Source organism: Roseovarius litoreus (genome assembly GCF_900142765.1).
Lineage (GTDB): Bacteria > Pseudomonadota > Alphaproteobacteria > Rhodobacterales > Rhodobacteraceae > Roseovarius > Roseovarius litoreus.
Genome location: NZ_FRCB01000003.1, coordinates 279,941 through 303,370, shown reverse-complemented (window position 1 = coordinate 303,370; position 23,430 = coordinate 279,941). Strand labels below are relative to the sequence as shown.

The window sequence follows — 23,430 nt, the reverse complement described above, 5'->3', positions numbered from 1 at the left end:
GGAGGGGCGTCCTGCCTCGCCTGCCATGTGAACGGAGGAGATCCCATGACAGAGATGACCCAGATGGCGAGCGCCCATGCGTCGCCCTTCGCGAACCGCTATGACAATTACATCGGCGGCAGCTTCACCCCGCCGGTGAAGGGCCGCTATTTCGACAATATCACGCCGATCACCGGCGCGAAAATCTGCGAGGTCGCGAGATCCTGCGCGGCGGATGTGGAGCTGGCGCTGGATGCCGCGCATGCCGCGAAAGAGGCCTGGGGGCGGACCAGCCCCGCCGAGCGCGCCGGGATCCTGCTGAAGATCGCCGACCGGATGGAAGAGAACCTGGCGATCCTCGCCGAGGCCGAGACCTGGGACAACGGCAAGCCGATCCGCGAGACCACGGCGGCGGATATCCCGCTCTCGGTGGATCATTTCCGGTATTTCGCCGGTGTGCTGCGCGGCCAGGAAGGCACCATGTCGGAGATCGATGCGGACACGGTCGCCTATCATTTCCACGAACCGCTCGGCGTGGTCGGGCAGATCATTCCGTGGAACTTTTCGATCCTGATGGCGGCCTGGAAGCTGGCACCAGCGCTCGCGGCGGGCAATTGCATCGTGCTCAAGCCCGCCGAGCAGACCCCGGCGGCGATCATGGTACTGATCGCATTGGTTGGCGATTTGTTGCCGCCGGGTGTTCTGAACGTGGTCAACGGTCTGGGGGCCGAGGTCGGCGCGCCGCTGGCCCGCAGCCCGAGGATCGCGAAGATCGCCTTTACCGGCTCGACCGAGACCGGGCGCAAGATCATGCAGGCGGCGACGGAGAACCTCATTCCGGTGACGCTGGAGCTGGGCGGGAAAAGCCCCAACATCTTCTTTTCCGACGTGATGGCGGAGGATGATGCGTTTCTGGACAAGGCGGTGGAGGGCTTCGTTCTGTTCGCCTTCAACCAGGGAGAGGTCTGCACCTGCCCCAGCCGCGCGCTGATCCAGGAGGATATCTACGAGGCGTTCATCGAGCGCTGCATCGCCCGGGTGAAGGCGATCCGGCAAGGCGATCCGCGCGACCCCGAGACCATGCTGGGCGCGCAGGCCAGCGCCGAGCAGCAAAACAAGATCCTGTCCTATCTGACCATCGGGGTCGAGGAAGGCGCCGAGGTTCTGACGGGCGGTGCGGCCGCGCGGATGCCGGGCGATCTGGCCGGGGGGTTCTATGTCCAGCCGACGATCCTCAAGGGGCACAACAAGATGCGGGTCTTCCAGGAGGAAATCTTCGGGCCGGTCGTGTCGGTGACCACCTTCAAGGACGAGGCCGAGGCGCTGGCGATCGCCAATGACACGATGTACGGGCTTGGCGCCGGCGTCTGGTCACGCGATGCCAATCGCTGCTACCGCTTCGGGCGGGCGATCGAGGCCGGGAGGGTCTGGGTCAACAATTACCACGCCTATCCCGCGCATGCAGCCTTTGGCGGCTACAAGCAATCGGGCATCGGGCGGGAAACCCACAAGATGATGCTGGACCACTATCAGCAGACCAAGAACATTCTGGTGAGTTACGATCCCAATAAGCTGGGCTTTTTCTGAGGCACGGCTGAGGCCAGACAAGGATCGGGTGCGGCGCGAGACGGGCCGCGCCCGATTGCCGTTCGGGGGTTGGGCCTCCGGCGGGAGTATTTGGGGAACGATGAAAATGCGCGCCGGTCGGGTCCGGACCCGTGGCCGCTGCGCGAAGGGGCAGACGGAGGCACGCGGCGCCGGGGCCAGTGGTGTGACCCTGTGGCTTGACCCTGTGGCGCAGTCTCGGCCATGTAGGCGGCGCAGCCACAAGGAGACCTGCCCCATGAAACTGGCCGATCTGGGAGATCTGCGGCTGCATTACCGGGAGGATGGAGATCCGGCCGGAGCGCCGGTGGTCTTTGCCAATGCGCTTGGCACCGACCTGCGGCTTTGGGATGCGGTGGTGCCGCGCTTGCCAAAGGGGCTCAGGATCATCCGCTATGACATGCGCGGGCATGGGCTGAGCGAGTGTCCGCCGGCGCCTTATGCGATGGGCGCCCTGGTGCGCGACGCGGAGCGGCTTCTGGATCATCTGGGCGTGCGGGACTGCGTCTTCGTGGGCTTGTCCATCGGCGGGCTGATCGCGCAGGGGCTGGCGGTCAAGCGGCTGGACCTGGTGCGCGCAATGGTGCTGTCGAACACGGCGGCGAAGATCGGTCACCCGCGGATGTGGCAGGAGCGGATCGAGCTGGTCCGGCAGGGCGGGCTGGAGGCGCTGGCGGATGAGGTGATGGAGCGCTGGTTCTCGCGCGGCTTTCGGGCGCAAAATCCGGATTTTGCGCTGTGGAGGACCATGCTGACACGCTGCCCGGCGGAGGGATATATCGGCTGTGCGGCGGCGATTGCGGGCACGGATTTCTATACGCCCACCAGCGGGCTGCGCCTGCCGACGCTTGGCATTGCGGGATCGGAGGATCGGGCGACGCCGCCGGATCTGGTGCGCGAGACCGTGGAGTTGATCCACGGGGCGAAGTTCGAGCTGATCCGAAAGGCGGGACATCTGCCTTGTGTCGACAGCCCAGAGGTTTATGCAGCGGTGTTGACGGAATTTCTTGGGGAGATCGGCCATGTCTGAGATCGTTTTGGTGCATGGCTCGTGCCATGGAGCGTGGTGCTGGCGCGACCTCAAGCCGGAGCTTGCCGCCTTCGGCCACCGGGTGCGGGCGATCGATTTGCCGGGGCATGGGCAGAGCCCCTGCCCCATCGAGGAGGTCACGCTGGAGGCCTATGCAGACGCGGTCCTTGCCGCAGTGGGTCGGCAGGCCATCGTTGTCGGCCATTCCATGGCCGGTTTCGCCATCGCGGCGGCGGCCCAGAAGGCGCCCGAGAAGATCGAACGGCTGGTGTTTTTGTGCGCCTATGCGCCTCGCAACGGGCTGTCGCTGGTGGATATGCGGATGGAGGCGCCACGCCAGCCGCTGCTGGCCGCGATCGAGAAGACCGAGGATGGGATGGGCTTTGTCTTTCGCGAGGACCGGATCCGCGACACGCTCTACCACGATTGTCCGGAGGGCACGGTCGCCTATGCCGCCGAGCATCTGTGCGTTCAGGCGATCAGCCCGCAGGCGACCCCGATCCGGCTGGGGGCCAATTACGAGGGCGTCAGGAAATCCTATATCCGCTGCGCGCAAGATCGCGCGATCCCGCCCGAATATCAGGAGACCATGACCGCCGGCTGGCCCGACGAGGATGTGCACGCCCTGCCGCTGGGTCATTCGCCGTTCTTTGCCGATCCCGAAGGGCTGGCGGCCCTGCTGGACCGGATCGCGAGGGGCACCTGACGGCGCAGGGCCTTTGCGAAGCGGCTTGCACCTTGGGTCGCAAGGGGTAACCCTGAGCGGGGCAGATGCGGGAGGATATCATGCAGACCATCAGGGCGGCCGTGTGCCACCGGTTCGGAGAGCCGCTCCGCATCGAAGAGGTGAGGCTGCGCGCGCCGGGCACGGGCGAGATCGAGGTGAGCCTGGATGCGGTGGCGATCTGCCATTCGGACATCTCGTTCGCCGACGGCGCATGGGGTGGCAGCCTGCCTGCGGTTTACGGCCACGAGGCGGCGGGGCATGTCAGCGCGCTTGGAGGGGATGTCACGGGGATCGCCTTGGGCGATCCGGTGGTGGTCACGCTGATCCGGGCCTGTGGGCAATGTCCAAGCTGCGGCGCGGGGCGGCCCACGGGCTGCGAGATGCCCTATGACGGCGATCACGGCCCGCTGAGCACCATGGGTGGCGGGATGCTGCATCAGGCGATGGCCTGCGGGGCGTTTTCCGAAAAGGTGGTGGTCCACCGCTCGCAGGTGGCGCGGATTCCCGGGGACATGCCGATGGATGCGGCCTGCCTTCTGGCCTGCGGGGTGATCACCGGGGTCGGTGCCGTGGTCAATGCGGCAGGCTTGCGCGCGGGACAGGATGTGGTGGTCATCGGCGCAGGCGGCGTCGGGCTGAACGCCATTCAGGGCGCGCGGATCGCAGGCGCACGCCGCATCGTGGCGGTGGACATGGTGCCGGCCAAGCTGGAGGATGCGCGGGCCTTCGGCGCCACGGATACGGTGCTGGCAAGCGATCCCAAACCCTGGCGCGCGGCCAAGGCAGCGATGGGGCGCGGCGCGGATGCCGTGCTGGTCACCGTGGGGTCGGCGGCGGTCTATGACGCGGCGCCCCGCTATCTGGCAGGGGGCGGCAAGGTGATCATGGTGGGCATGCCGCCAAGCGGCGCCACGGCAGACTACGAGCCGGTGAGTTTCGCCTATACCGGGCAATCGCTGATCGGATCGAAGATGGGCGAGGTGGTGATCAGCCGGGATATTCCGTGGATGATCGACCTCTATGGCCAGGGGCGTCTGAAGCTGGATGAGTTGATCTCGAAGCGTTGGAGCCTCGAGCAGATCAACGAGGCCATTGCCGACACGCGCGCCGGCACCGCGCGCCGCAATGTGATCGTTTTCGGGTAAGTTCGGGCCTTTGGGCAGGTCATGGCCACGACGAGCCACGGTGCGTCACGATGCCTGCCGGTGCGGGCCTATTCGCGAAACGCCCTGTCGCGCACGCGCACGACGGGCTGAAGCAGATATTCGAGCACCGTCTTGCGTCCGGTCAGGATATTGGCTTGCGCCACCATGCCGGGCATGATCTCGACCGCGACGCCATCGGCATCGAGGATCGTGCCCGTGGTGCGGATCTCGACCACGAAAAACTCTTCTTCCTCGCGTTCCGAGCGGGTGACGGCATCCGCCCCGATCCGCAGGATTTCACCGTCCAGACTGCCGTAGCGGGAGGCATCATAGGCGGTGATCTGCACCTTGACCGGCTGGCCGGGATAGAGGAATGCGATATCGTCGGGGCGGACATGGGCCTCGACCAGCAGGGTGTCATCGAGGGGCACGATCTCGATCAGTTCCTCGCCCTGGCGCGCCATGCTGCCCAGAGTGGATCGGTGTATCCGGTTCACGATACCGCGCACCGGCGCCACGATGCGCGAGCGGTCCGCCCGGCTCTGGAGGGCGGGAAGCGCGGGACGCAGCGCCGCAAGTTCGGCGGTGGCGAGCGCCAGATCGGACAAGGCCGTGGCGCGGAACCGTTCCTGCTGGGCGCGAATGCGGTCGTCGATTTCCTCGAGCGCGCCCTGAAGCCGCGCCAGCGACGCCTGCGACCGGGTGGCGCGGCCTTGCCATTCGGCCTCGGAACGGCGCAGGGTCAGAAGCGTCGTTGCAGGCTCCATCCCGCGTTCGACGAGCGGCGCCATCATCTCGCGTTCCTCGGCCAGAACCGCGAGGGTGGCTTGCGCGATCTGGCGGTCGGCGAGACCTTCCTCGTATTCCTGCTGGCGCTGCTGACGCTGGCGTTCGAGGATGTCGATCTCGGCCTGCAATTCGGCCTGACGGCCGCGATGGAGCGCGGTTTCGGAGCGCACCACATCCGCGGCACGGGCCACAAGCTGATCGGAAAAGCGCAACGGCTCTGCGTTTATCTCGGCCTGTAGTCGTTCGATCCGGGCCATCAGACCGTAGGCGCGCTGCTGTTCCTGGTCCAGTTGGCTGTCCAAAAGTGTGCCGTCCAGCTCCATCAACAGATCGCCGGCGGCCACGATGGCGCCTTCGCGGACATGCAGCGCGTTCAGAACGCCGGGTTCGGTGGCTTCGATCACCTGAACCGAGGCCGAGGGCACGATCCGCCCCGACGCCCGGGTGACGTTATCGATTTCCGTCCGCGACGCCCAAATGAAAATGACCACCAGAAAAACCAGGATCGTCAGGAGCAGGATCGAGCCGCGCAGCGGAGACCGGCCCCGCATTTCGGCGGCCAGTCGCTCTAAATCCATGTCACGCGCCATGACCGCCCCCCGCCCCATGCGCCGCAGCGCGTTGGGACAACAGGCTCTTGTCGCCATCGACAGCGACCTTGCCGTCCTCGATCACGATGACCCGATCGACCAGCTCCAGAAGGCTGGTTCGGTGGGTCACGATCACCACGGTCTGATCGCGCATATGCGTCTTGAGGCGAGCGATCATGTCACGTTCGTTCTGCACGTCCATCGCGCTGGTCGGCTCATCCAGCAGCAGGATGGGGGGTTTGCCGACAAGGGCGCGCGCCAGAGTGATCGCCTGACGCTGGCCCCCCGACAGCCCTTCGCCGCGTTCGGCAAGCATCAGATCATAACCGGAAGGATGCCGCGCGATGAAATCCTCGACCCCGGCGATGCGGGACGCGTCCAGAATGTCGGCATCGCGCGCGTGGCGCGCGCCGATCGCGATATTCTCGCGCACCGTGCCGGAGAACAGCCACACGTCTTGCAGAACCGAGCCGATATTGCGCCGCAGATCGCCCGGATCGATCTGCCGTATATCGGTATCGTCCACCAGGATAGCGCCCTGATCGGGGGCGTAGAGCCCGAGCATCATGCGCGCAACGGTGCTTTTTCCCGATCCGATCCGACCGAGGATCGCCACCTTTTCACCCGGCTGGATGGTAAAGCTGACCCCTTTGAGGGTCGCCACCAGTTGATCGGGATAGGTGAAATGCACATTCTCCAGCCGGATCGCCCCATCGAGGCGGGGGCGGCTGAGCCATGTTCGGCCCTCGGGACGTTCACTGTCGGACCGCATCAGGGCGTCGAGGCTGCGATAGGAGCTGCGCGCATGATTGAGCCGGGTCATGGTCTGGGCCAGTTGCGCCAGAGGGGCAAGTGCGCGCCCGGTCAGGATGACGCTGGCGATCAGCGCCCCCATGCTGACGGTGCCGTCTGAGATCAGGAACACGCCGTAGAACACGATCAGGATCTGGGCGGCCTGCTGCGCGAAGCCGGTGGCGTTCATCGCGAATTGCATGACGGCACGGCTTTGCAGGCTGTGTTCGGACTGGCGGGAGATGGCCTCTTCCCAGCGAGCACGCATGCGGTACGCAGCACCGGTGGCCTTGATCGTTTCCAGTCCGGACACCGTTTCGACCAGCACGCTTTGTTTGGACTGGCCGTCGGCAAAGCTTTTGTCGGCGATGCGCGACAAGACCGGCTGCACCGCGATGCCGATCAGAAGAACAAGCGGCACCGCCAGCCCGGGCACCAGCGCCAGCGGCCCGCCGATCAGGTAGATCACCCAGACGAACAGCAAGATGAACGGAAGGTCCACCACCGCAACGAGAGTGGCCGATGTGAAGAAATCCCGCAGTGTTTCGAATTCCCGCAAGGTGCTGGCCAGAGCGCCGGTCGACCCCTTGCGCGCCCGCATCTGAAGATCGAGCAACTGGTCGAAAATGCGACGGCCCATCAGCAGGTCGGCTCTCTGCCCGGCCCTGTCTATGAAACCGGCGCGCAGGGTTTTTATGAAGAAATCGAACAGCAAGGCAATGGCGACCCCAAAGGTCAGGGCAATCAGGGATTCGGTCGCTTCGTTCGGCAGGATGCGGTCATAGACCACCATGATGAAGATCGAGGTGGTCAGTCCGAGGAAATTCGCCACCACCGCCGCCAGAAGCACCTGTGTATAGGACCATTTGTTCGCCGCCAGAGCCGACCAGAACCAATGCCCTTGCCGGCCCATGGCGGTGGCGGCCATGTCATCGCGGTGTTCGGCCCGCAAAAGGATCGCGTAGCCTGTATAGACCTGCTCCAGCTCGGCCCGCGCAATCTGTCCCGTGCCCTCGCCCAAAAGCGGGTCATGGACGAGCACGGTATCATCCTTGCCGAAGCCATAAAGCACCACAGCTCGTTCGTCGCGCAGCAGCAGGATCGCCGGCACCAGCATGGCGTCGAAGCCCCGCAACTTGCGGGCGCCGAAGGCCGCCTGGATCCCGGCACGCTGCGCGGCTGTCATCACATCGCGCACGCCAAGCCGGTCAGAGCCATCGGTGGATTGCGCGGCATGCAGGGCCGCAAGTGTGATCGGCCTGTCAAGATGTGCCGCCACATGCAGCATGCAGGCCTCGAGCGACGTCATGGCGTCCGGGCGACTGTGCTGGCCGGGATCCAGAGCGACGATGTTGCGATCGACGGCCCCGGCCTGACTCGAAGAGGTATCCTGTCGGCTCATGGCGACACACCGGCAATGTCGATGGAAAACACATCCAATATGTCACCCGTCAGGGCCAGCACCGCATAGTCGGTCAGGAACCTGGCTTTCTCGGCGGAGATCAGTACTTCCTGCGCGCGCACGTAATCGCGCTGCGCGTCCAGAAGGTCGAGCAGGCTGCGGCGGCCAATGCCGAACTGTTCACTGGCTGCCGCGACCGTCGCCTTGTTCGACGCGACAGCGGCCCGCGCCGCGGCGACACGGGCATCGCCCGTGCGCTGATCCGAGCGCACGAATGTCAGCGCCTCGCGGATGTCGCGCACCAGTTCGTCACGTTCCGACCTGATCCCGTCAAGACGCGCCTGTGCCGCGTCGATGGCAGCGGCGCGCTGGCCGCGCGTGTCGAGACTGTAGTTGAGCGAAAGATCAAGCCCCAGATCCCCGCCGCCACCAGACGCGCGGCGGCCGGTGGCGCCCAGCTCGACGCTCGGGTTGGTTCTGGCCTGCGCTGCGATCAGATCGGATTCGGCGGCACGCAGACGGGCTTCGATGGCGCGAAGGCGCGGGCTGAGCCGGAGATTTTCATCATCCCGGTCATGCAGGGCGGGCGCAGGCCGCGCCGCCGGAAGGCTGGCCGGGACCGCGCCGAAAATACGCGCATAGCCCGCCTTGGCACGGTCCAGATTTCCCTGCGCATCGGCCAGCCGGGTTTCGGCATCGGCCAGACGGCTTTCGGCGGTCAGTCGATCCGTTGTCGATCCCGCGCCACGTGCCGTCCGCTCGTCGATATGTGCGGCGATGTCCCGCAACGCGCGCAGATTGTCCTGCGCCAGTGCCATCAATTTTTGCCGACTGAGCAACTCCTGATGTGCCTCGACCGCCGACAGGGCCGCCGAGGATCCGGTTTCTATCCGCCCTGCCCGGCTTTCGAACACGCGCGCCTGTGCGGCGGTCTGATCGGCCAGCGCCGCGCCGCCGTCATAGACAAGTTGAGACACCCGGACGAAGGGCGACAGGGTGCTGTCGGCACTGCTGCGAACAAGACGCGTTTCTCCGCCGATCCCAACCGAGAGATCCGGCTTGAACGCCGCGTCGGCAGCACGCTTTTCCGCAAGGGACAAGCGGATGGCGGCATTGGCCCGGCCAAGCGCCGGATTGTCCAGGGTCGCCGCCGCAATGGCCTGTCCATAGGGTGTTTCGGCCAGAGAGGCGGATATCCGTTTGGCCCCGAGACCCGGCGTGCCGGGGGCGATGCTGGCCTCGATTGCCGTAAGATCCGGCGCTTCGGCGCAGGCGGCCAGCAGGGCCAAGGCACACATGGCAAGCGGGCGGCGTGTCATGATCGCTGATCCAGGTCCGCGGCCTGCGCCTCCGACAGCGCAGACAGGAAAGAGGCGATATCGCCCGATGGGTCCATGGGTTGAGGATAAGCGATTTGGGCCTTGGGTGTGGCGGCCCCGGCCGCAGCGCACCGCGCGATCCAGCCAAGATGGTGCAATGAGACGAGTTGCGACTGTGCCAGCCGCAAAGCGCCCGCCTGCCACAGCTTGGCCAGCTCATTTTCAGGCACCGCCCCCAACGCGGCCTGATCCACCGACCAATAGCCTGACGCATCGGCCTCGGACATGCCATGCGAGGGCGTCCACCGGGTCAGCAGGCCTGCCTCAGCCAGCGCGCCCGCTGCCCTCAGGGTTTCATGCCGGGATGCTGCGCGGGTTTGGAAAAAGGCGATCACCTGTGCCAGCGCTTCGGAGGGTTGCGCGGTGCCCTCGAAAAACGGCTCGTCGGCGGGATCGTCGGTGATCAGGCCGCTGGCTTCGTCGATCATCAGCGTCGCCTTCCCGTCCGCGCCGCTGTCATCCGCGACAAAGGGATAGGCCCGCAAGGCAGAAGGCACATAGGTGCCGCGCCATGTGCCCGAGGCGGTGACGAAGAGGCCGCGCGTGGCCGGTGACAGGCCAAGCAGCGCGACCACCTCCCAGCCCGAGGGCGTCTGGCGAAAGGCCAGCGGAAGGGCGCTGGCGGCGGGTTCCAGCTCGGCCATGACAATCGGCACGTCCTGCAGTGAGCGCGCGAAGGCATAGGAGGAGAACCGGCGCCAGCGTCGGGGTCCGTGCCGCCCGGGCGTGACCGGGACGATCGTGTTCTCACGCTCTGCGCTTGCTGTAATGGCCATGCGGACGGGGTCTTTCTGGTGAAACCACGGGCCGGGGCGGCCTGTGGCTTCAGTTTCATTCGGCGCTACGTCAGCACCGCTTGGCCTGTGGGGTCGGACAGGATGATCTGCGACGGGGCGAGTTGATCGAGCCCGCCGATACCCTGGAAATCGGCCATCACTTCGGCGGTAGGGCTGCTGTTCGCATCCGTCGTCACCAGCGCGAGTTGCGCATCTGTGCCGTTGCCGGCCATCAGGTAGAACTGCTCGTCCGGGCCAAAGCCGTTGAGACTGGTCAGCGCTTCGGACACCGAGGGGATCGTCTGTGCGGTGGTGAAGATCACAAAGCCGGTATTGGCGCCGATCGTGCCCCCATCGGCCAGAGCCTCGACAATAGTGCCATCGCCCCTGAGGTCGATCTGCCCCTGAAAGAACATCGTATCATCGACGGCGTCGCCGAGGCCGATGGTGAAACCGGTGACCGTATCGACGCCATTGGCCGAGGGCGTGGTCTCGAACACCACCACGTTTGCGCCCGGATCGGAGACATCGATCGCATCATCCCCGCCCCTGCCACGAATGAAGCTGTCGATATTGTCGCCGGTCAGAGTGTCGATGCCGTCGGTGCCAATGAGGAGTTCGGCAGATCCGCTGGCGACATCATCCACTATGTGGTCGAAGCGCAGCGTGATCGGATTTTGGCCATCGGAGGCCAGATTGAAGGTAAACAGCGGAGAGAGTGGCTGCAAAGGCGTGGTGAGTGTGCCGCCACCGACGAGCAGCGTGCCGTCGCCTGTGCCTGCGTCATTGGCCAGGAAGAAGAACAGGGACGGGTTCCCATTGCTCGAATTTGCAACATAGGGGTTCTCAAGAGGGTCGAACGAAATCTCGGTTTCGAACCCGTCGTTCGAATTGAAATCCTCCCCGGTGAAGGACACGACCGTGACGGACTGGCCGGTATCGGACACAAGGAAGTAGCCGAATTCGGACGGCAGATAGCCGGTGACCGTCTGGCTGGCCGTGTCCGCTGCGCGCCCATCCGCGTTGCTGACATCAGCATTGACGGTATAGACCTGACCGGCTGAGATCTCTTCCAGCAGGGCGGCGTTGACCGGGGCAGACCATGCGCCATTCGTCACGGTGCCGGTGGTGGTGCCGATCTCGGCTTGCGTATCGCTGTTCACGAATGTCACGGTCACGGTCTGGCCATCGGCGCCAAGGGCCGTGCCGGTCACCGCGGTGAGGGCCGGGCCTTGAAGGTCGATCGTGCCATCCACGCCGACCTCGTTCAGGGTAAGCGAGGGTTTGAAATCCGTCGTCAGTTCGAAACTGTCGCTGGCCGTGTTGCCCGCGTCATCGGCAATCTCGACCGTGACGGTATAGGCGGTCTGATCCGACAGAGCGTCGAGCAAGTCGGCATCGAGAAAATCGATCACGAACGTACCACCATCCGGCACCGTATCTTGAACGCGGAGAGCGGCGACGCCATTGCCATCTTCGAAAGTCAGGGTGACGGGCGTGCCTTCAGGCGAAGTCGTGGTCACCTCGGCGCCGCTGTCGGGATCTGCCGCCAGTTCGGCAAGCGTCAGCACATAGTCGGCCGGCACGTCATCGACAAAGGAAATAGTCGGCGGGGTCAGATCAATATCCAAGCTGGCGCTGGCCTGTGGTGCCGGGTTTCCGGCGGCGTTTTCGACATCTGCCATGATCCTGATCGTCTGGCCATCGGCTTCGGAGAAGCCCTCCAGATCGTCCGATGTGAGCACCAGGACCCACGCCTCATCGGTCACTACGGCGGTGTATTGATTATCATCGATATCGACGACGACAGACCGGCCATTCTCGACACCCACGGCGGTGCCGCGGATGGTGATCGAACTGCCCTGTTCGGCGATGTTCAGAAAGCCGTCTTCGGCGACCGGTTCGGTGATCGTGACGGTGGGCGCGGAGAGGTCCGCCGTAAAGCTGGCGCTGGCCTGTTGGGCGGGGTTGCCCGCAAGGTCGGACACATCGGCGGTGACCGCAAGGGTATCCCCGTCGGATATCGCGGCCAGATCTTCCGCAGTCAGATCAAGCGACCAGGCGTCGCGTCCCACATTCGTGGTGAATTCGCTGTCGCCGATCATGATCGTAACGGTCTGCCCATCCTCGGCCCCGGTTGTGGTGCCGCGGATGGTGATCCCTTCGGCCTTTTCCGCGATGTTTAACGTGCCGTCGCCAGCGATTCGACCGACGATCGTGATCGACGGTTCGCTCAGATCGGCGTCGAAACTGGCGGTCGCCTGCTCGGCGGGGTTGCCGGCGATATCCGAGACATCGGCGGTGATCTCGACGGTGTCGCCATCGCCAATCTCGGGCAGATCGGCGTTGGGGATCGTCAGGGTCCAGGCGCCGCCCTCGGCTTGGGTGGTGAACTCGGTCCCGGCGACAGTCACGGTGACCTCTTGGCCGTCTTCCGCCGTGGTTGCGCCGCCAAGCGTCAGATCCTCGGTGCTTTCGGCGATGTTCATGACCGCGCCCACGGAAATCACGTTTGCGTCGATATCGATGGTCGGCGGGGTCACATCGCGCGCAAGCTGCACGGTGATGGTAGGGGCGGCGGTGCCGTCGGCATCCGAGACATTGGCCACGACATCGACGCTGCCGCCATCGGGTATGGCGGTGACATCCATCGGGCCTAGCGTGGTCTCCCAGGTTCCGTCTTCCTGCACGGTCGCCGATATAAGCGGCGTGTGGTTGACGGTGACCAAAACCGCTTGGCCAGCTTCCACGTTGTTCGTGTTGCCCGAGATGGTGACGGCGATGCCGTCTTCGTCAAAGTTGATGATGTTGTCGGTGGCGATCGGGTCGATGGTCAGCGACGGACCACGGAAATCGACGTCGATGCTGCGCTCGGCCTGTTCGGCGGGATTGCCGGCGCTGTCCGAGACCGAGGCGACGATCTGGATCTGTGCCGGCTCTTCATCGCCGATCTGTTCCTGCAGCGCCGACAGATCGTCCTGCGGTATGGTGACCGACCACCGGAATTCCAAGGGCGCCGGGTCCCTCATCGGGCCGTCGCCATTGATCACCGTGGCCATATCAAGAGCCCTGACGGCTGGAAATGCCACCTCGCCCTGATACTCGATTCCGTTGAACAGCACCGTCACCTGCTGACCGGGGTCGGCGTTGGTGGTGCCGGTGATCGTCAGATCGCCTTGCAGGTCGATCAGACCGACCACGTCATCGGCGGACACCGGGTTGATCGAGATGAACGGGGCCACGAAATCGGTGGCGAGGGTTGCGGCTTCGCCCGTGGTCTCATTGCCGGCGGCGTCCCTGACGACGGGAGATATGAAATAGAACGCCTCGGCGTCGGGCAGGTTGGCAAGATCGGCGGGCGGTATCTCGATGCTCCATTCGCCGCCGCGCACCTCGCCGGTATACTCGACGTTGTTGAGGGTAATGGTCACAATCTGGCCGTCCTCGGCATCCGAGACGCCCCGGATCGTCACCGGCTCCGCACGCTCGGCGATGTTCACCGTGAAGTCATCGTCCCCCGGCGAGGAGATATCGGTCACGGCGACGGTGGGCGGGATGGTGTCGATCAGGATTTCAGTGATTAAGGTTCCCAGCTCTTCTCCGTCTTCGTCAAGTGCGACGAGGGACAGCAAGGAGAGGCCCTGCCGCAGATCCGTGGGACCCTGCTCGAAGAGCGGGAGGACCCATGCGCCTTCCTCGTCGACGTTGACCGTCGGGTTGGCAGAAACTAGGGTGCCGTCAGCGAAAGTGATGCGCAGTTGTGTCGTGCCTTCGGGCAATTCGGTCGGGATGGCGTTGCTGCCGATGCCGTTGACCTCAGACACCGTGGCATTGTTCACGACGATGGGCGGGATTGTCGCGGGCTCGGAGGGTGTCGTCGACTGGAACAGAAGCGGCGACGGACCGTCCCCCCCTCCTCCTCCGGCGCCGACGGCAACGGCGCCCGCGACCCCGGCCCCCGCAACTGCCGCACCGAGACCAATGCCGCCAGCGGCGCCGGCCGCCATGGCCTGAGCCGCAAGCTGGGCGATCTGGGGCGCGACCATGACCTGACCACCAGCCAGGACACTGAATTGCCCTGCGGGTATCGATATGACCGTTCCATTGGCCATGGTCATGCTGGCCGTGCCATTGGCGAGGGCCTGCACGCTGGTGACGCCGTTGATCGAGCTGGCGCTGACGAATTCCGCGACCTGGGCCTGCGCGATGGCGGGCAAGGCCATGATCGTTCCGGTCAGGGTGCCGCCCGATGCAATCTTTCCGAGATGCCGTTTGAACCAATTATGCCGATGCGCGAATGCGTTACGTTGCGATTCGGTCTCGGATGTCAAATTATTGACAGCCTTTTCTTCAGGAAAATAATGCAAAACGACCCCCAACTCGGTACACTGGCAAAACTCACAATCGTGTGAACGCTTGCACAAGCGTCTTAAAATGAGAAGTAGTAATTCCCTTACCTTGCTTTGAATCCGACCACGTGCTTCCCTTGCGTCAGTCTGTTTCCGAGTGTGGGGGTTGCTGTGAGCACGTTTTCCATTTCCGGCGTTCTGGTTGGACGCGATGTCAATGATGCTGTTCAGGGCGTTCAACCGGCGACACTAGTCATTGCGCTGCCCGGCACCAGTACAACGACCACCTATTCCATCATTCGACAGGGCGACGATCTGCCAGTGGTGGAATTTGGCGCCGATGAAGCGCGAACACAGCTTTTCCCAGAAACGTCGGGACCAGTCGTGTTTCCGTTTGGCGGGTTCGGCTTTGGTGCCCCAGGACAGACCTTCGAGCCGGACAGAATAACACTGGGACAGGCAACCACGCCGCAAGGGACGCATGTCATACTTGAGTTGGAATATTCCCTGATGGGCATGGGATTTGCCGACGCGATCTTTGTGATCGGCGGCGACCCTGCAGTGTTCGATGCGACAATCGAGGGTGTGACCGCATTCGAGAACAGCATCACGGCGTCTCGACCGATCGACGCCACAGATCCCTTCGGACCCGGGCGGGCTCTGGACCTGACGACATGGGCCAATACGGTGCAAGGCCCGCTTTTGATACAAGGCACGGATGGGGGCGATCTGTTGGTCGGCTCGGTCGGCGACGATTCCATCGTGTCGGGCGATGCCGGTTCGGACAACATCGCCGGGTCCCAAGGCACCGATACGATAGACTTGTCCGGGATGAACCAGAACGATGCCTTCGCATTGCTGGACTACAGGGCACTGGACGCCGGTATCAGCGCAACGATCGACGGCGAGGCCAATACCGGGACCATCGACAAGGGCGTCAACGGTGTGGACACTCTTGTAGGAGTCCAGAACCCGATGATCGCCGGGTTCAATACGGGCGGTCTGAGCCTGATCGGCACGGGTTTCAGCGATACGTTCGACATCACAGTGCCCGACGGTCAATGGATTTCCGTGTCCGGCGGTGGTGGCGCTGACACGTATATCGTCAATGGTGACGGTTTGGTGAGGCTGGATTTCCGGAACGAAGTCACCGTTGACGAAAATGGAGACGCGCAATTTTCCTCGGGTGTTTCGGTCGATCTTGCGCGAGGTTTGGTTCTGGACGACGGCTTCGGCAATCAGGAAACGATTTCCGGAACCGGCAAGATCTGGGAAGTTCGCGGGACGGACAGCAACGATCTCATCATCGGGTCGGCCGCAAATGAAAGCTTCATTCTCGCGCGTGGTCTGGACACGCTGGACGCGGGCGACGGTTTCGACCGGCTCCGCTATGACCGGTTCGGCGTGGACGGGATCACTGCGGACATGGAAGCCGGCACCGTCGCGGGTGTCTGGGACAACAGCTTATTCGCCCACAAGATCACCAACGTGGAGTATCTGCGGGGATCGAACGGCGATGACGTGATCGGCGACAGCAGCGGAAACGATGTGCTGGAAGGCCGGAGCGGATCGGATTTCTTCATCCTGTCGGGCGGGCAGGATATCATCAGGGATTTCCAGATCGGCGTGGACAATCTGGAGGTGTCGTCACCGGGTCTGAGCACACAGCAGGTGCAGAATGCCTTTGCCGCGGCGACAAACAGCCCCGACGGTGCTTTTGTCGATTTTGGCAATGGCAGTTCGGTGGTGTTTCGGGGTCTGAGCGCCGATCAAGTGCGCGCGCTGGATCCGGTCGAGGCTACAAACTTGGGCGGTCCTATTCCCATCGAAGCAAACCAAAACGTGTTCATCGGAACGCGGCTGAACGATTTTATTGATACGTCCACATACTTTGCGCCCAGCAACGGGCCCGGCGAGGCGGTGATCGGCACGGCCGGAAATGACACTATCGACATGGCCGGCAACGACCCGAACGACGAATTCGTGACGTTGGATTACAGGGCACTGCGAGACCCCGTGACCGTCACCATCGACGGGCAGGCCAATACCGGATCGGTCGACAAGGGGCTGGCAGGCACCGACACGCTGGTCGGGGTGGCTACCCCCCTTGCGGCGGGGTGGACCAATGGCGGTCTGGCCATAGTGGGCACGGCGGGCGACGACGTCTTCAATCTCGCGCCGGAGGGCGAGCAGTGGATGAGCGTCAGTTCGACAGATGGCTTGGACAGTTTCACTCTGAACGGCACAGGGCTTGTGCGGATGGATTTCCGCGATGCCGACACCGGGATCAACGTGAACCTTGGCCTTGCCAGCGGGCAGATCATCGATGACGGGTTCGGCAACACCGAAACGATCGGCGGCGGCAATTCCCTGTGGGAGGTCCTCGGCTCGTTCGGAGATGACAGCTTTACCGGATCGGCAGGCAACGAATCCTATCGCTATGCCGGCGGCAACAACACGTTGGACGGCGGCGACGGCTTTGACAGGCTGCGCTACGATACTCCCTTTGTATTCGGCGTGGATGCCAACCTGGAAACAGGCATCGTCGAAATCAGCGCGTTCAATCTGAACGATCAGCGGATCTCGCTCGGAACGATAGAGACGGTCGACACTGTCCAGGGGTTTGAATATGTGCGCGGCACGATCGGGTCCGATACGCTGACGGGCGATGCGAATGACAACCGGCTGGAAGGCCGCGACGGCAATGACATCCTTGTCGATGGTCTGGGCAGCGATATCCTGATCGGCGGAGAGGGTGCCGACTTCTTCACCATCGTCGGTGGTGGGAATGACGTGATTGACGATTTCGAAATCGGTGTCGATAGTCTAAACGTTGTGATCGACAGACTTAGTGTGGCGGATCGGAATCTCGCCCTTACAAGCGCGACGGACGATGGCGACGGCAGTGCCATAGTCGACTTCGGCGATGGCAATATCCTGACATTTCGTGGCCTGACTTCGGAAGATGTCGCCTCTCTGGCGCAGGACGGACCGCCGCCGTTGCCGCCCTCGCCCACGCCTGTGGCCTGGACGGTGGGCGATCCGCATCTTCTGACCCTGGATGGGGTGGGCTATGACTTCCATGCCGTAGGGGAATTCGTTCTGCTGCGCGCGGTGCGGGGCAATGGATTTGACTGGTTCGAGATACAGGCCCGCACGGCGCCGGTTGCCGATGTGGAGAATGTGTCGGTCAATGTGGCCGTTGCGGCGCGTCTTTCCGACGGCTCGAGTGTCATGTTCGACGCAACCGACACCAACCCGGTCTCCATCGATGGAGCGGTGCGCCTGCTGGGTGATGGCAGTGTCCTCACCCTCGAGACCGGTGACCAGATCATCCGTGACGGAAATATCTACACGCTGGTTTTCGCTGGCACCGATGGGGTGCCCGGCGTAACGGCTGGCGATGCGCGGCTCAGCGTGGCCTTGCAGGACGGACGGCTTGATCTGGGTGTGCAGATCTCGGCCAACATGTCCGGCAGCGTTGAAGGGCTGTTGGGGGATGGTGATGGCAACGCCGCGAATGACATCGCGCTTGCCGACGGGACCGTGCTGGAGCGCCCCTTGGCCTTCGAAGATCTTTACGGGCAATATCGCGACGATTGGCGCGTGACCACGGAGGAGCAGAGCCTGTTCACCTATGACGAGGGCGAGAGCCTTGAGGGCTTCTATGATCCCGACATGCCCGGCGCGATCGTAACGGCGGACAATTTCGATCCCGCCGATGTCGATGCGGCACGGGCGGCGGTCGAGGCGGCAGGTCTGACCCCCGGCACGGTGAACTTCGACAACGCGGTGTTGGATTTCCTGCTGACGGATGATCCGACATTCATCGAGTCCTCGGCGTCCGAGCTGGTTCAGGCGCCCGAAACGGCGACGGTACCGGGCAAGCTGGATGTCGGTGAAACACGGGTGACGCTGGATGTCACCCTGACCGATGTCGCGGGCAAGGCGATTGACGGGGCCGTGGTGGGCTTTTCCACCGGGGTCAGCACCGCGAGGACGCTGGCCGAAGAGACCGAGGGCGTCGGCGGCAGCTATAACATCCGGCTTGGATCAGCGGCTATCGGGCGCGTGGATGCGACCAAGGCCTATGACGCGGAAACCGATCCCACTATCGGGGTTGGTGATGCGCTGGATGCACTGCGGATCGCCCTGGACATCAACCCCAGCTTCGGCCCGGCCACGCCCCAAAACCTGATCGCGGCAGATGTGAACGGGGACGGGAGCGTCGGTGTAGGAGATGCGCTGGATATCCTGCGCTTCGCGCTCGACGTGCAAACCGACGCTGTCCCGCGTTGGGTCTTTGTGGCACCGGATGCGGCCCTGCCGACTGATGCGAACAATGTCGTATATGACACCGGGATCGATGTGGCCAGTGTTACGGCTGGCCCTGTGGAACTGACCGGGATCTTGTTGGGCAACATCGATCAGCCAGTTCCCGTGTAAGCACTGGTCTTTGACTGCCGAGGGTGTCAGGCGCCGGTGCAAGCCGGCGCCTTTGCCGTACTGGATGCCCCGGTCATGGGCCAGCGTATCAAAACCTCCACCGGGGCGTTTTGCCAGCCGCACCATTGCAACTTGCATCTGGCCAAAGACACCCGCACCATCGCGCCGATACCCGGATCGGCCCACGATCCGCGCAACTGACCCGGAAAGGCCCGACATGAAACTGCAGGACCTCGAGATCATCGTCACCGCCCCGCCCGCCCCGGGCTGGGGAGGGCGCTATTGGATCCTTGTCAAGCTGACCACCGATGACGGGATCACCGGTTGGGGCGAATGCTATGCCGCCGCCGTGGGGCCGGAGGCGATGCGCGCGGTGATCGAGGATGTCTTCGGGCGGCACATGCAGGGGGAGAACCCAGAGAATATCGAGCTGATGTTCCGGCGCGCCTATTCGGCGGGGTTCACGCAGCGGCCCGATCCGACGGTGATCGGCGCGTTTTCGGGGCTGGAGATCGCCTGCTGGGATATTCTGGGCAAGGCGCGGGGGCGGCCTGTCTGGGCGCTGATGGGCGGGCGGATGAACGAGCGTGTGCGCGCCTATACCTATCTCTATCCTTTGCCGCATCACGATCTTCGCGGCTTCTTCACCTCGCCCGAGATGAACGCCGAAAGTGCGGCCGATTACGTGGCGCGCGGCTATACGGCGCTCAAGTTCGATCCGGCGGGGCCCTACACGATCCGGGGCGGGCATATGCCGGCGCAGTCGGATATCTCGCTGTCGGTCGCGTTTTGCCGGGCGATCCGCGAGGCTGTGGGCGACAGGGCGGATCTGTTGTTTGGCACCCACGGGCAGTTCACCACCGCAGGCGCTATCCGGCTGGGCCGGGCGATCGCACCCTATGATCCTCTGTGGTACGAAGAGCCGGTTCCGCCCGACAATATCGCGCAGATGGCCGAGGTGGCCGCCGCCACCGGCGTGCCCGTGGCCACCGGAGAGCGGCTTTGCACCAAGGCCGAGTTCGCCCCCGTTCTGCGCCAAGGCGCGGCGTCGATCCTGCAGCCGGCCCTGGGCCGGGCGGGTGGACTTTGGGAGACCCGCAAGATCGCCGCCATGGCCGAGGTCTATAACGCGCAGATCGCCCCGCATCTTTACGCAGGCCCGGTGGAATGGGCGGCGAATATTCAGCTGGCGGCGTCGATCCCGAATATCCTGATGGCCGAGACGATCGAGACCCCGTTCCACGACGCGCTGATCAAGGGCGGGCTGCGCGTCGAAGACGGTTTTGTGACGCCACCCGATGAGCCGGGATTGGGGATCGAGGTTGACGAGGCGCTGGCGCGGGCCCATCCTTATAAGGGCAATGGCTTGCATCTGGAGATGCAGGAAGCGCCATGTGATTATAAAAACGGCAATGCGTTCCTCGGAGGAGCCCCTCCGGAGGGGTAACGCAAGGCTAATACTCGCAGTTTTCGAAAACACGTGCTAAGAGATGCCGATTCATCGCTGAGGAAGTGAAACCGAATTGACCACCAAGGATATCACTGTCACCCCGACCGAAATGCAGGAAAACGCCAAACTGGCGGCTGCATTTCTCAAGACCGTCGCCCATGAGGGGCGGTTGATGACCTTGTGTCATCTGGGGTCTGGCGAGAAATCGGTGGGCGAGTTGGAGCAGCTTCTGGAAATGCGGCAGGCCGCCGTGAGCCAGATCCTTGCACGGCTGCGGGAAGAGGGCCGGGTCAAGACGCGGCGAGAGGGCAAGACGATCTTCTACAGTCTGGCCGATGAAAAGACCCGCGAGCTGATCGACCTGCTCTATCGCCAGTTCTGCAATCCGGGCAAGTGACGGCGGGGGGCGAAAGCCCCCGCATCACGGCAGGCTTCCCAGCCACATCCACACCGTCAGGATCGACAGCGCCGTTGCCGCCAGCACAGAACTGGCCGCCACCCGGCGTGCACGGCCATACATATTGGCGAAGATATAGGCATTGACCCCCGGCGCCATCGCCGCCGTCACCACCGCTGAACGCAGCGCGGGATCGGGTAGGGAAAACGCGCTGCCAAGCCCCCGCGTGATGAGCGGATGCGCGACAAGGCCCACGAAGCAGACGAAGATCACGATCCGCAGATCGCCATCCGGCCGATAGCGCAGCAGCACCCCGCCAAGGGCGAAAAGCGCCGCCGGAAGGGCCGCACGCACCATCAGATCGAGCCCCTGATCCAGCGCGCTTGGCATCGCGATGCCTGACAGGTTGACCAAGAAGCCCGCCGCCACCCCAAGGATCAGCGCGTTCGAGAACATCGCCTTGAGCACGCGCCCCACAAGGGCCGGCCCCGCCCGGCCCCGCGAACGGGTGATCTCCATCACCGAGATACCAACCGCGTAACAGAAGGGCGAATGCATCGCGACGATCGCGTAATTGGCATCGAGCGCATCCGGGCCATAGGCACGCTCCATGATCGGCAGGCCCAGCAGGACCGAGTTGGAGAAGAGACAGCAAAACCCGATGGCGACCGCATCCTCCCAATCGCGCCCGAAGAGAAAGCGGGCACCGAACAGCCCCAGAAGAAACCCCGACAGGGCACCGATATAGAAGCTCGCCAGAAGCCAGGGATCGAAATAACGGTCGAGATCAAGTCGGGCGATTGCGGTGAACAGCAAACAGGGCACCGCGAAATTCTGAACGAACTGCATCACGCCATCGACCGAGGCTTCGGTGAACCAGCCCCGCCATGCCGCAATATATCCGAAACCGATCACCAGAAAGACCGGCAGGATCACATCGATCAGCGCCTGCATGTCATCAGGCCGGATATGTCAGGATCATGCCGTCATAGGCCGGTGTCACATGCGCGGGCGTTTCATCCGCAACGGTCTGGTAATCCAGGTCGATATGCATGTTGGTCAGCACCGCGCGCCGCGGCGCCACCCGCGCGATCCAGTCGAGCGACTGTTCGAGATGCGAATGCGTGGGATGCGGGGTGCGCCGCAGCGCGTCGAGAATCCAGCAGTCCAGCCCTTCGAGCATGGGCCAGACATCGTCGGGGATCTGCGCCACATCGGGCAGATAGGCCAGATCGCCGATCCGGAAGCCGAGCGCCTCGATCGAGCCGTGATTGACCTCGAACGGGGTGAGGGTGATCGGCCCCCCTGCCCCGTCGATCGTCACATCGCCGCTGATCGTGTGCATGTCGAGGATCGGCGGATAGGGGCTGTCCTCGGGTTGGATGAAGGCATAGCCGAAGCGCGCATAAAGCGCGTTCTGGGTGTCGCCATCGGCCCAGACCGGCAAGCGGCGGCGCATGTTGAACACGATCATGCGCAGATCGTCGATGCCGTGCACATGGTCGGCATGGCTGTGGGTATAGAGCACCGCGTCAAGCTCGCCCACGCCGGCATCCAGAAGCTGCGCACGCAGATCGGGCGAGGTGTCGATGAGAGCGCGGGTGATGCCGCCCGGTCCTTCGCGCTCGATCAGGAGCGAACAGCGGCGGCGGGTATTGCGCGGATTGTCGGGGTCACACTCGCCCCAATGGCCACCCAGCCGAGGCACGCCCCCCGATGAGCCGCACCCAAGGATGATGAACCGCATCTCGCCCATCAGGCCGCCGCCTTGTAATTCGCGGCCTTGGTGAAGAGGCGGTTGAAATTGGCCTCGGTCTGCGCCGCGAAATCGGGCCAGTCCATGCCGAACACCTCGGCGCCAACCTTGGCGGTGTGGACGGTATAGGCGGGCTCGTTGGTGCGGCCACGATGGGGCGGCGGCGCAAGGTACGGCGCGTCGGTTTCCACGAGGACCCGGTCCACCGGGGCGGCGGCGAAAATCTCGCGCAGATCGGCGGAACGCGGGAAGGCCGCGATCCCCGACATGGAGAGGTAAAAGCCCAGATCAAGTGCCGCGCGCGCCAGCGCGGCGCTGGAGGAAAAGCAATGCATCACGCAGGAAAACGCGCCCTTGGCATGTTCTTCCGAGAGGATGCGGGCCATGTCCTCATCCGCGTCGCGCGCATGGATGATGAGCGGCAAGCCGGTTTCGCGGGCCGCGGCGATATGGATGCGCAGGCTTTGCTGCTGCACGGCCTTGCTGTCGGCGGTGTAGTGATAATCAAGCCCGGTTTCTCCGATGCCCACGAATTTGGGATGCTGGGACAGTGTCACCAGTTCGTCCACACTGGCCATCGGCTCGTCTGCGGCGCTCATCGGGTGGGTGCCTGCGGCATAGAAGACCGGCGCATGGGCCTCGGCGATGGCGCGCACCTGCGGCTCGAGCCGGAGTTTGGTGCAGATCGTGACCATGCGGGCAACGCCAGCATCGACGGCCCGCTGCACCACCTGATCGCGGTTGGCGTCGAAGACGTCGAAATCAAGGTGGCAATGGCTGTCGGTGATCTGGATCGTCTCGGTCATGTCGCCCCTGAT

At 63.9% G+C, this 23,430-nt stretch carries 15 protein-coding genes; 7 read left to right on the top strand and 8 right to left on the bottom strand.

Translation table 11 applies throughout. The annotated features are described in order from the left end of the window. Positions 1-45: 45 nt before the first annotated feature. The 4 genes from adh (at position 46) to F3H35_RS07805 (ending at position 4,486) form a co-directional block, all read left to right on the top strand. Entirely contained in the window at positions 46-1,566 is a 1,521-nt protein-coding gene (adh, locus tag F3H35_RS07820; protein WP_149779053.1) for an aldehyde dehydrogenase, read from the top strand. Positions 1,567-1,822: 256 nt separating this feature from the next. Then, on the top strand, positions 1,823-2,614 hold the full coding sequence (gene pcaD / locus F3H35_RS07815) for a 3-oxoadipate enol-lactonase (RefSeq protein ID WP_149779052.1): 792 nt from the start codon (positions 1,823-1,825) through the stop codon (positions 2,612-2,614). Further along, positions 2,607-3,320 (top strand): alpha/beta fold hydrolase, encoded by a 714-nt coding sequence (locus tag F3H35_RS07810; protein WP_149779051.1) that lies wholly within the window; start codon positions 2,607-2,609, stop codon positions 3,318-3,320. Before pcaD ends, F3H35_RS07810 begins: the two co-directional genes overlap by 8 nt. An 80-nt stretch (positions 3,321-3,400) precedes the next feature. Beyond that, entirely contained in the window at positions 3,401-4,486 is a 1,086-nt protein-coding gene (locus tag F3H35_RS07805) for a Zn-dependent alcohol dehydrogenase (protein ID WP_149779050.1), read from the top strand. Positions 4,487-4,554: 68 nt separating this feature from the next. Here the strand turns inward: F3H35_RS07805 and F3H35_RS07800 are convergent, their stop codons facing one another. The 5 genes from F3H35_RS07800 to F3H35_RS07780 form a co-directional block, all read right to left on the bottom strand. After that, on the bottom strand, positions 4,555-5,865 hold the full coding sequence (locus F3H35_RS07800; RefSeq protein ID WP_149779049.1) for an HlyD family type I secretion periplasmic adaptor subunit: 1,311 nt from the start codon (positions 5,863-5,865) through the stop codon (positions 4,555-4,557). Continuing rightward, complete coding sequence (locus F3H35_RS07795; RefSeq protein ID WP_149779048.1) at positions 5,855-8,059, bottom strand: type I secretion system permease/ATPase; 2,205 nt, start codon at positions 8,057-8,059, stop codon at positions 5,855-5,857. The genes F3H35_RS07800 and F3H35_RS07795 overlap by 11 nt, the downstream gene beginning before the upstream one ends. Next, complete coding sequence (locus F3H35_RS07790; RefSeq protein WP_149779047.1) at positions 8,056-9,378, bottom strand: TolC family protein; 1,323 nt, start codon at positions 9,376-9,378, stop codon at positions 8,056-8,058. The genes F3H35_RS07795 and F3H35_RS07790 overlap by 4 nt, the downstream gene beginning before the upstream one ends. After that, complete coding sequence (locus tag F3H35_RS07785; RefSeq protein WP_149779046.1) at positions 9,375-10,214, bottom strand: SapC family protein; 840 nt, start codon at positions 10,212-10,214, stop codon at positions 9,375-9,377. The genes F3H35_RS07790 and F3H35_RS07785 overlap by 4 nt, the downstream gene beginning before the upstream one ends. A 65-nt stretch (positions 10,215-10,279) precedes the next feature. After that, positions 10,280-14,545, bottom strand: coding sequence for a hypothetical protein (locus tag F3H35_RS07780; protein ID WP_149779045.1), 4,266 nt, complete (start codon positions 14,543-14,545; stop codon positions 10,280-10,282). A gap of 189 nt (positions 14,546-14,734) precedes the next feature. On the opposite strand from F3H35_RS07780, the gene F3H35_RS07775 reads away from it, so the two are divergent. The 3 genes from F3H35_RS07775 to F3H35_RS07765 all read left to right on the top strand — a co-directional run bounded on the left by F3H35_RS07775 (position 14,735) and on the right by F3H35_RS07765 (position 20,856). After that, positions 14,735-19,009: a VWD domain-containing protein gene (locus tag F3H35_RS07775; protein WP_149779044.1), complete on the top strand. Its 4,275-nt coding sequence runs from the start codon at positions 14,735-14,737 to the stop codon at positions 19,007-19,009. 217 nt (positions 19,010-19,226) lie between these two features. Beyond that, positions 19,227-20,456 carry a mandelate racemase/muconate lactonizing enzyme family protein gene (locus F3H35_RS07770; RefSeq protein ID WP_149779043.1) on the top strand — a complete coding sequence of 410 codons (1,230 nt, stop codon included), beginning with the start codon at positions 19,227-19,229 and terminating at the stop codon, positions 20,454-20,456. Positions 20,457-20,568: 112 nt separating this feature from the next. Then, positions 20,569-20,856 carry an ArsR/SmtB family transcription factor gene (locus F3H35_RS07765; protein WP_050774215.1) on the top strand — a complete coding sequence of 96 codons (288 nt, stop codon included), beginning with the start codon at positions 20,569-20,571 and terminating at the stop codon, positions 20,854-20,856. A 24-nt stretch (positions 20,857-20,880) separates the two neighbouring features. On the opposite strand, the gene F3H35_RS07760 is transcribed toward F3H35_RS07765, so the two are convergent. The 3 genes from F3H35_RS07760 to F3H35_RS07750 are packed head-to-tail and all read right to left on the bottom strand — an operon-like array spanning position 20,881 to position 23,418. Continuing rightward, entirely contained in the window at positions 20,881-21,810 is a 930-nt protein-coding gene (locus F3H35_RS07760; protein WP_149779042.1) for an AEC family transporter, read from the bottom strand. A gap of 4 nt (positions 21,811-21,814) precedes the next feature. After that, positions 21,815-22,612, bottom strand: coding sequence for an MBL fold metallo-hydrolase (locus tag F3H35_RS07755; protein WP_149779041.1), 798 nt, complete (start codon positions 22,610-22,612; stop codon positions 21,815-21,817). Continuing rightward, entirely contained in the window at positions 22,612-23,418 is an 807-nt protein-coding gene (locus F3H35_RS07750; protein ID WP_149779040.1) for a TatD family hydrolase, read from the bottom strand. Before F3H35_RS07750 ends, F3H35_RS07755 begins: the two co-directional genes overlap by 1 nt. Positions 23,419-23,430: the final 12 nt, after the last annotated feature.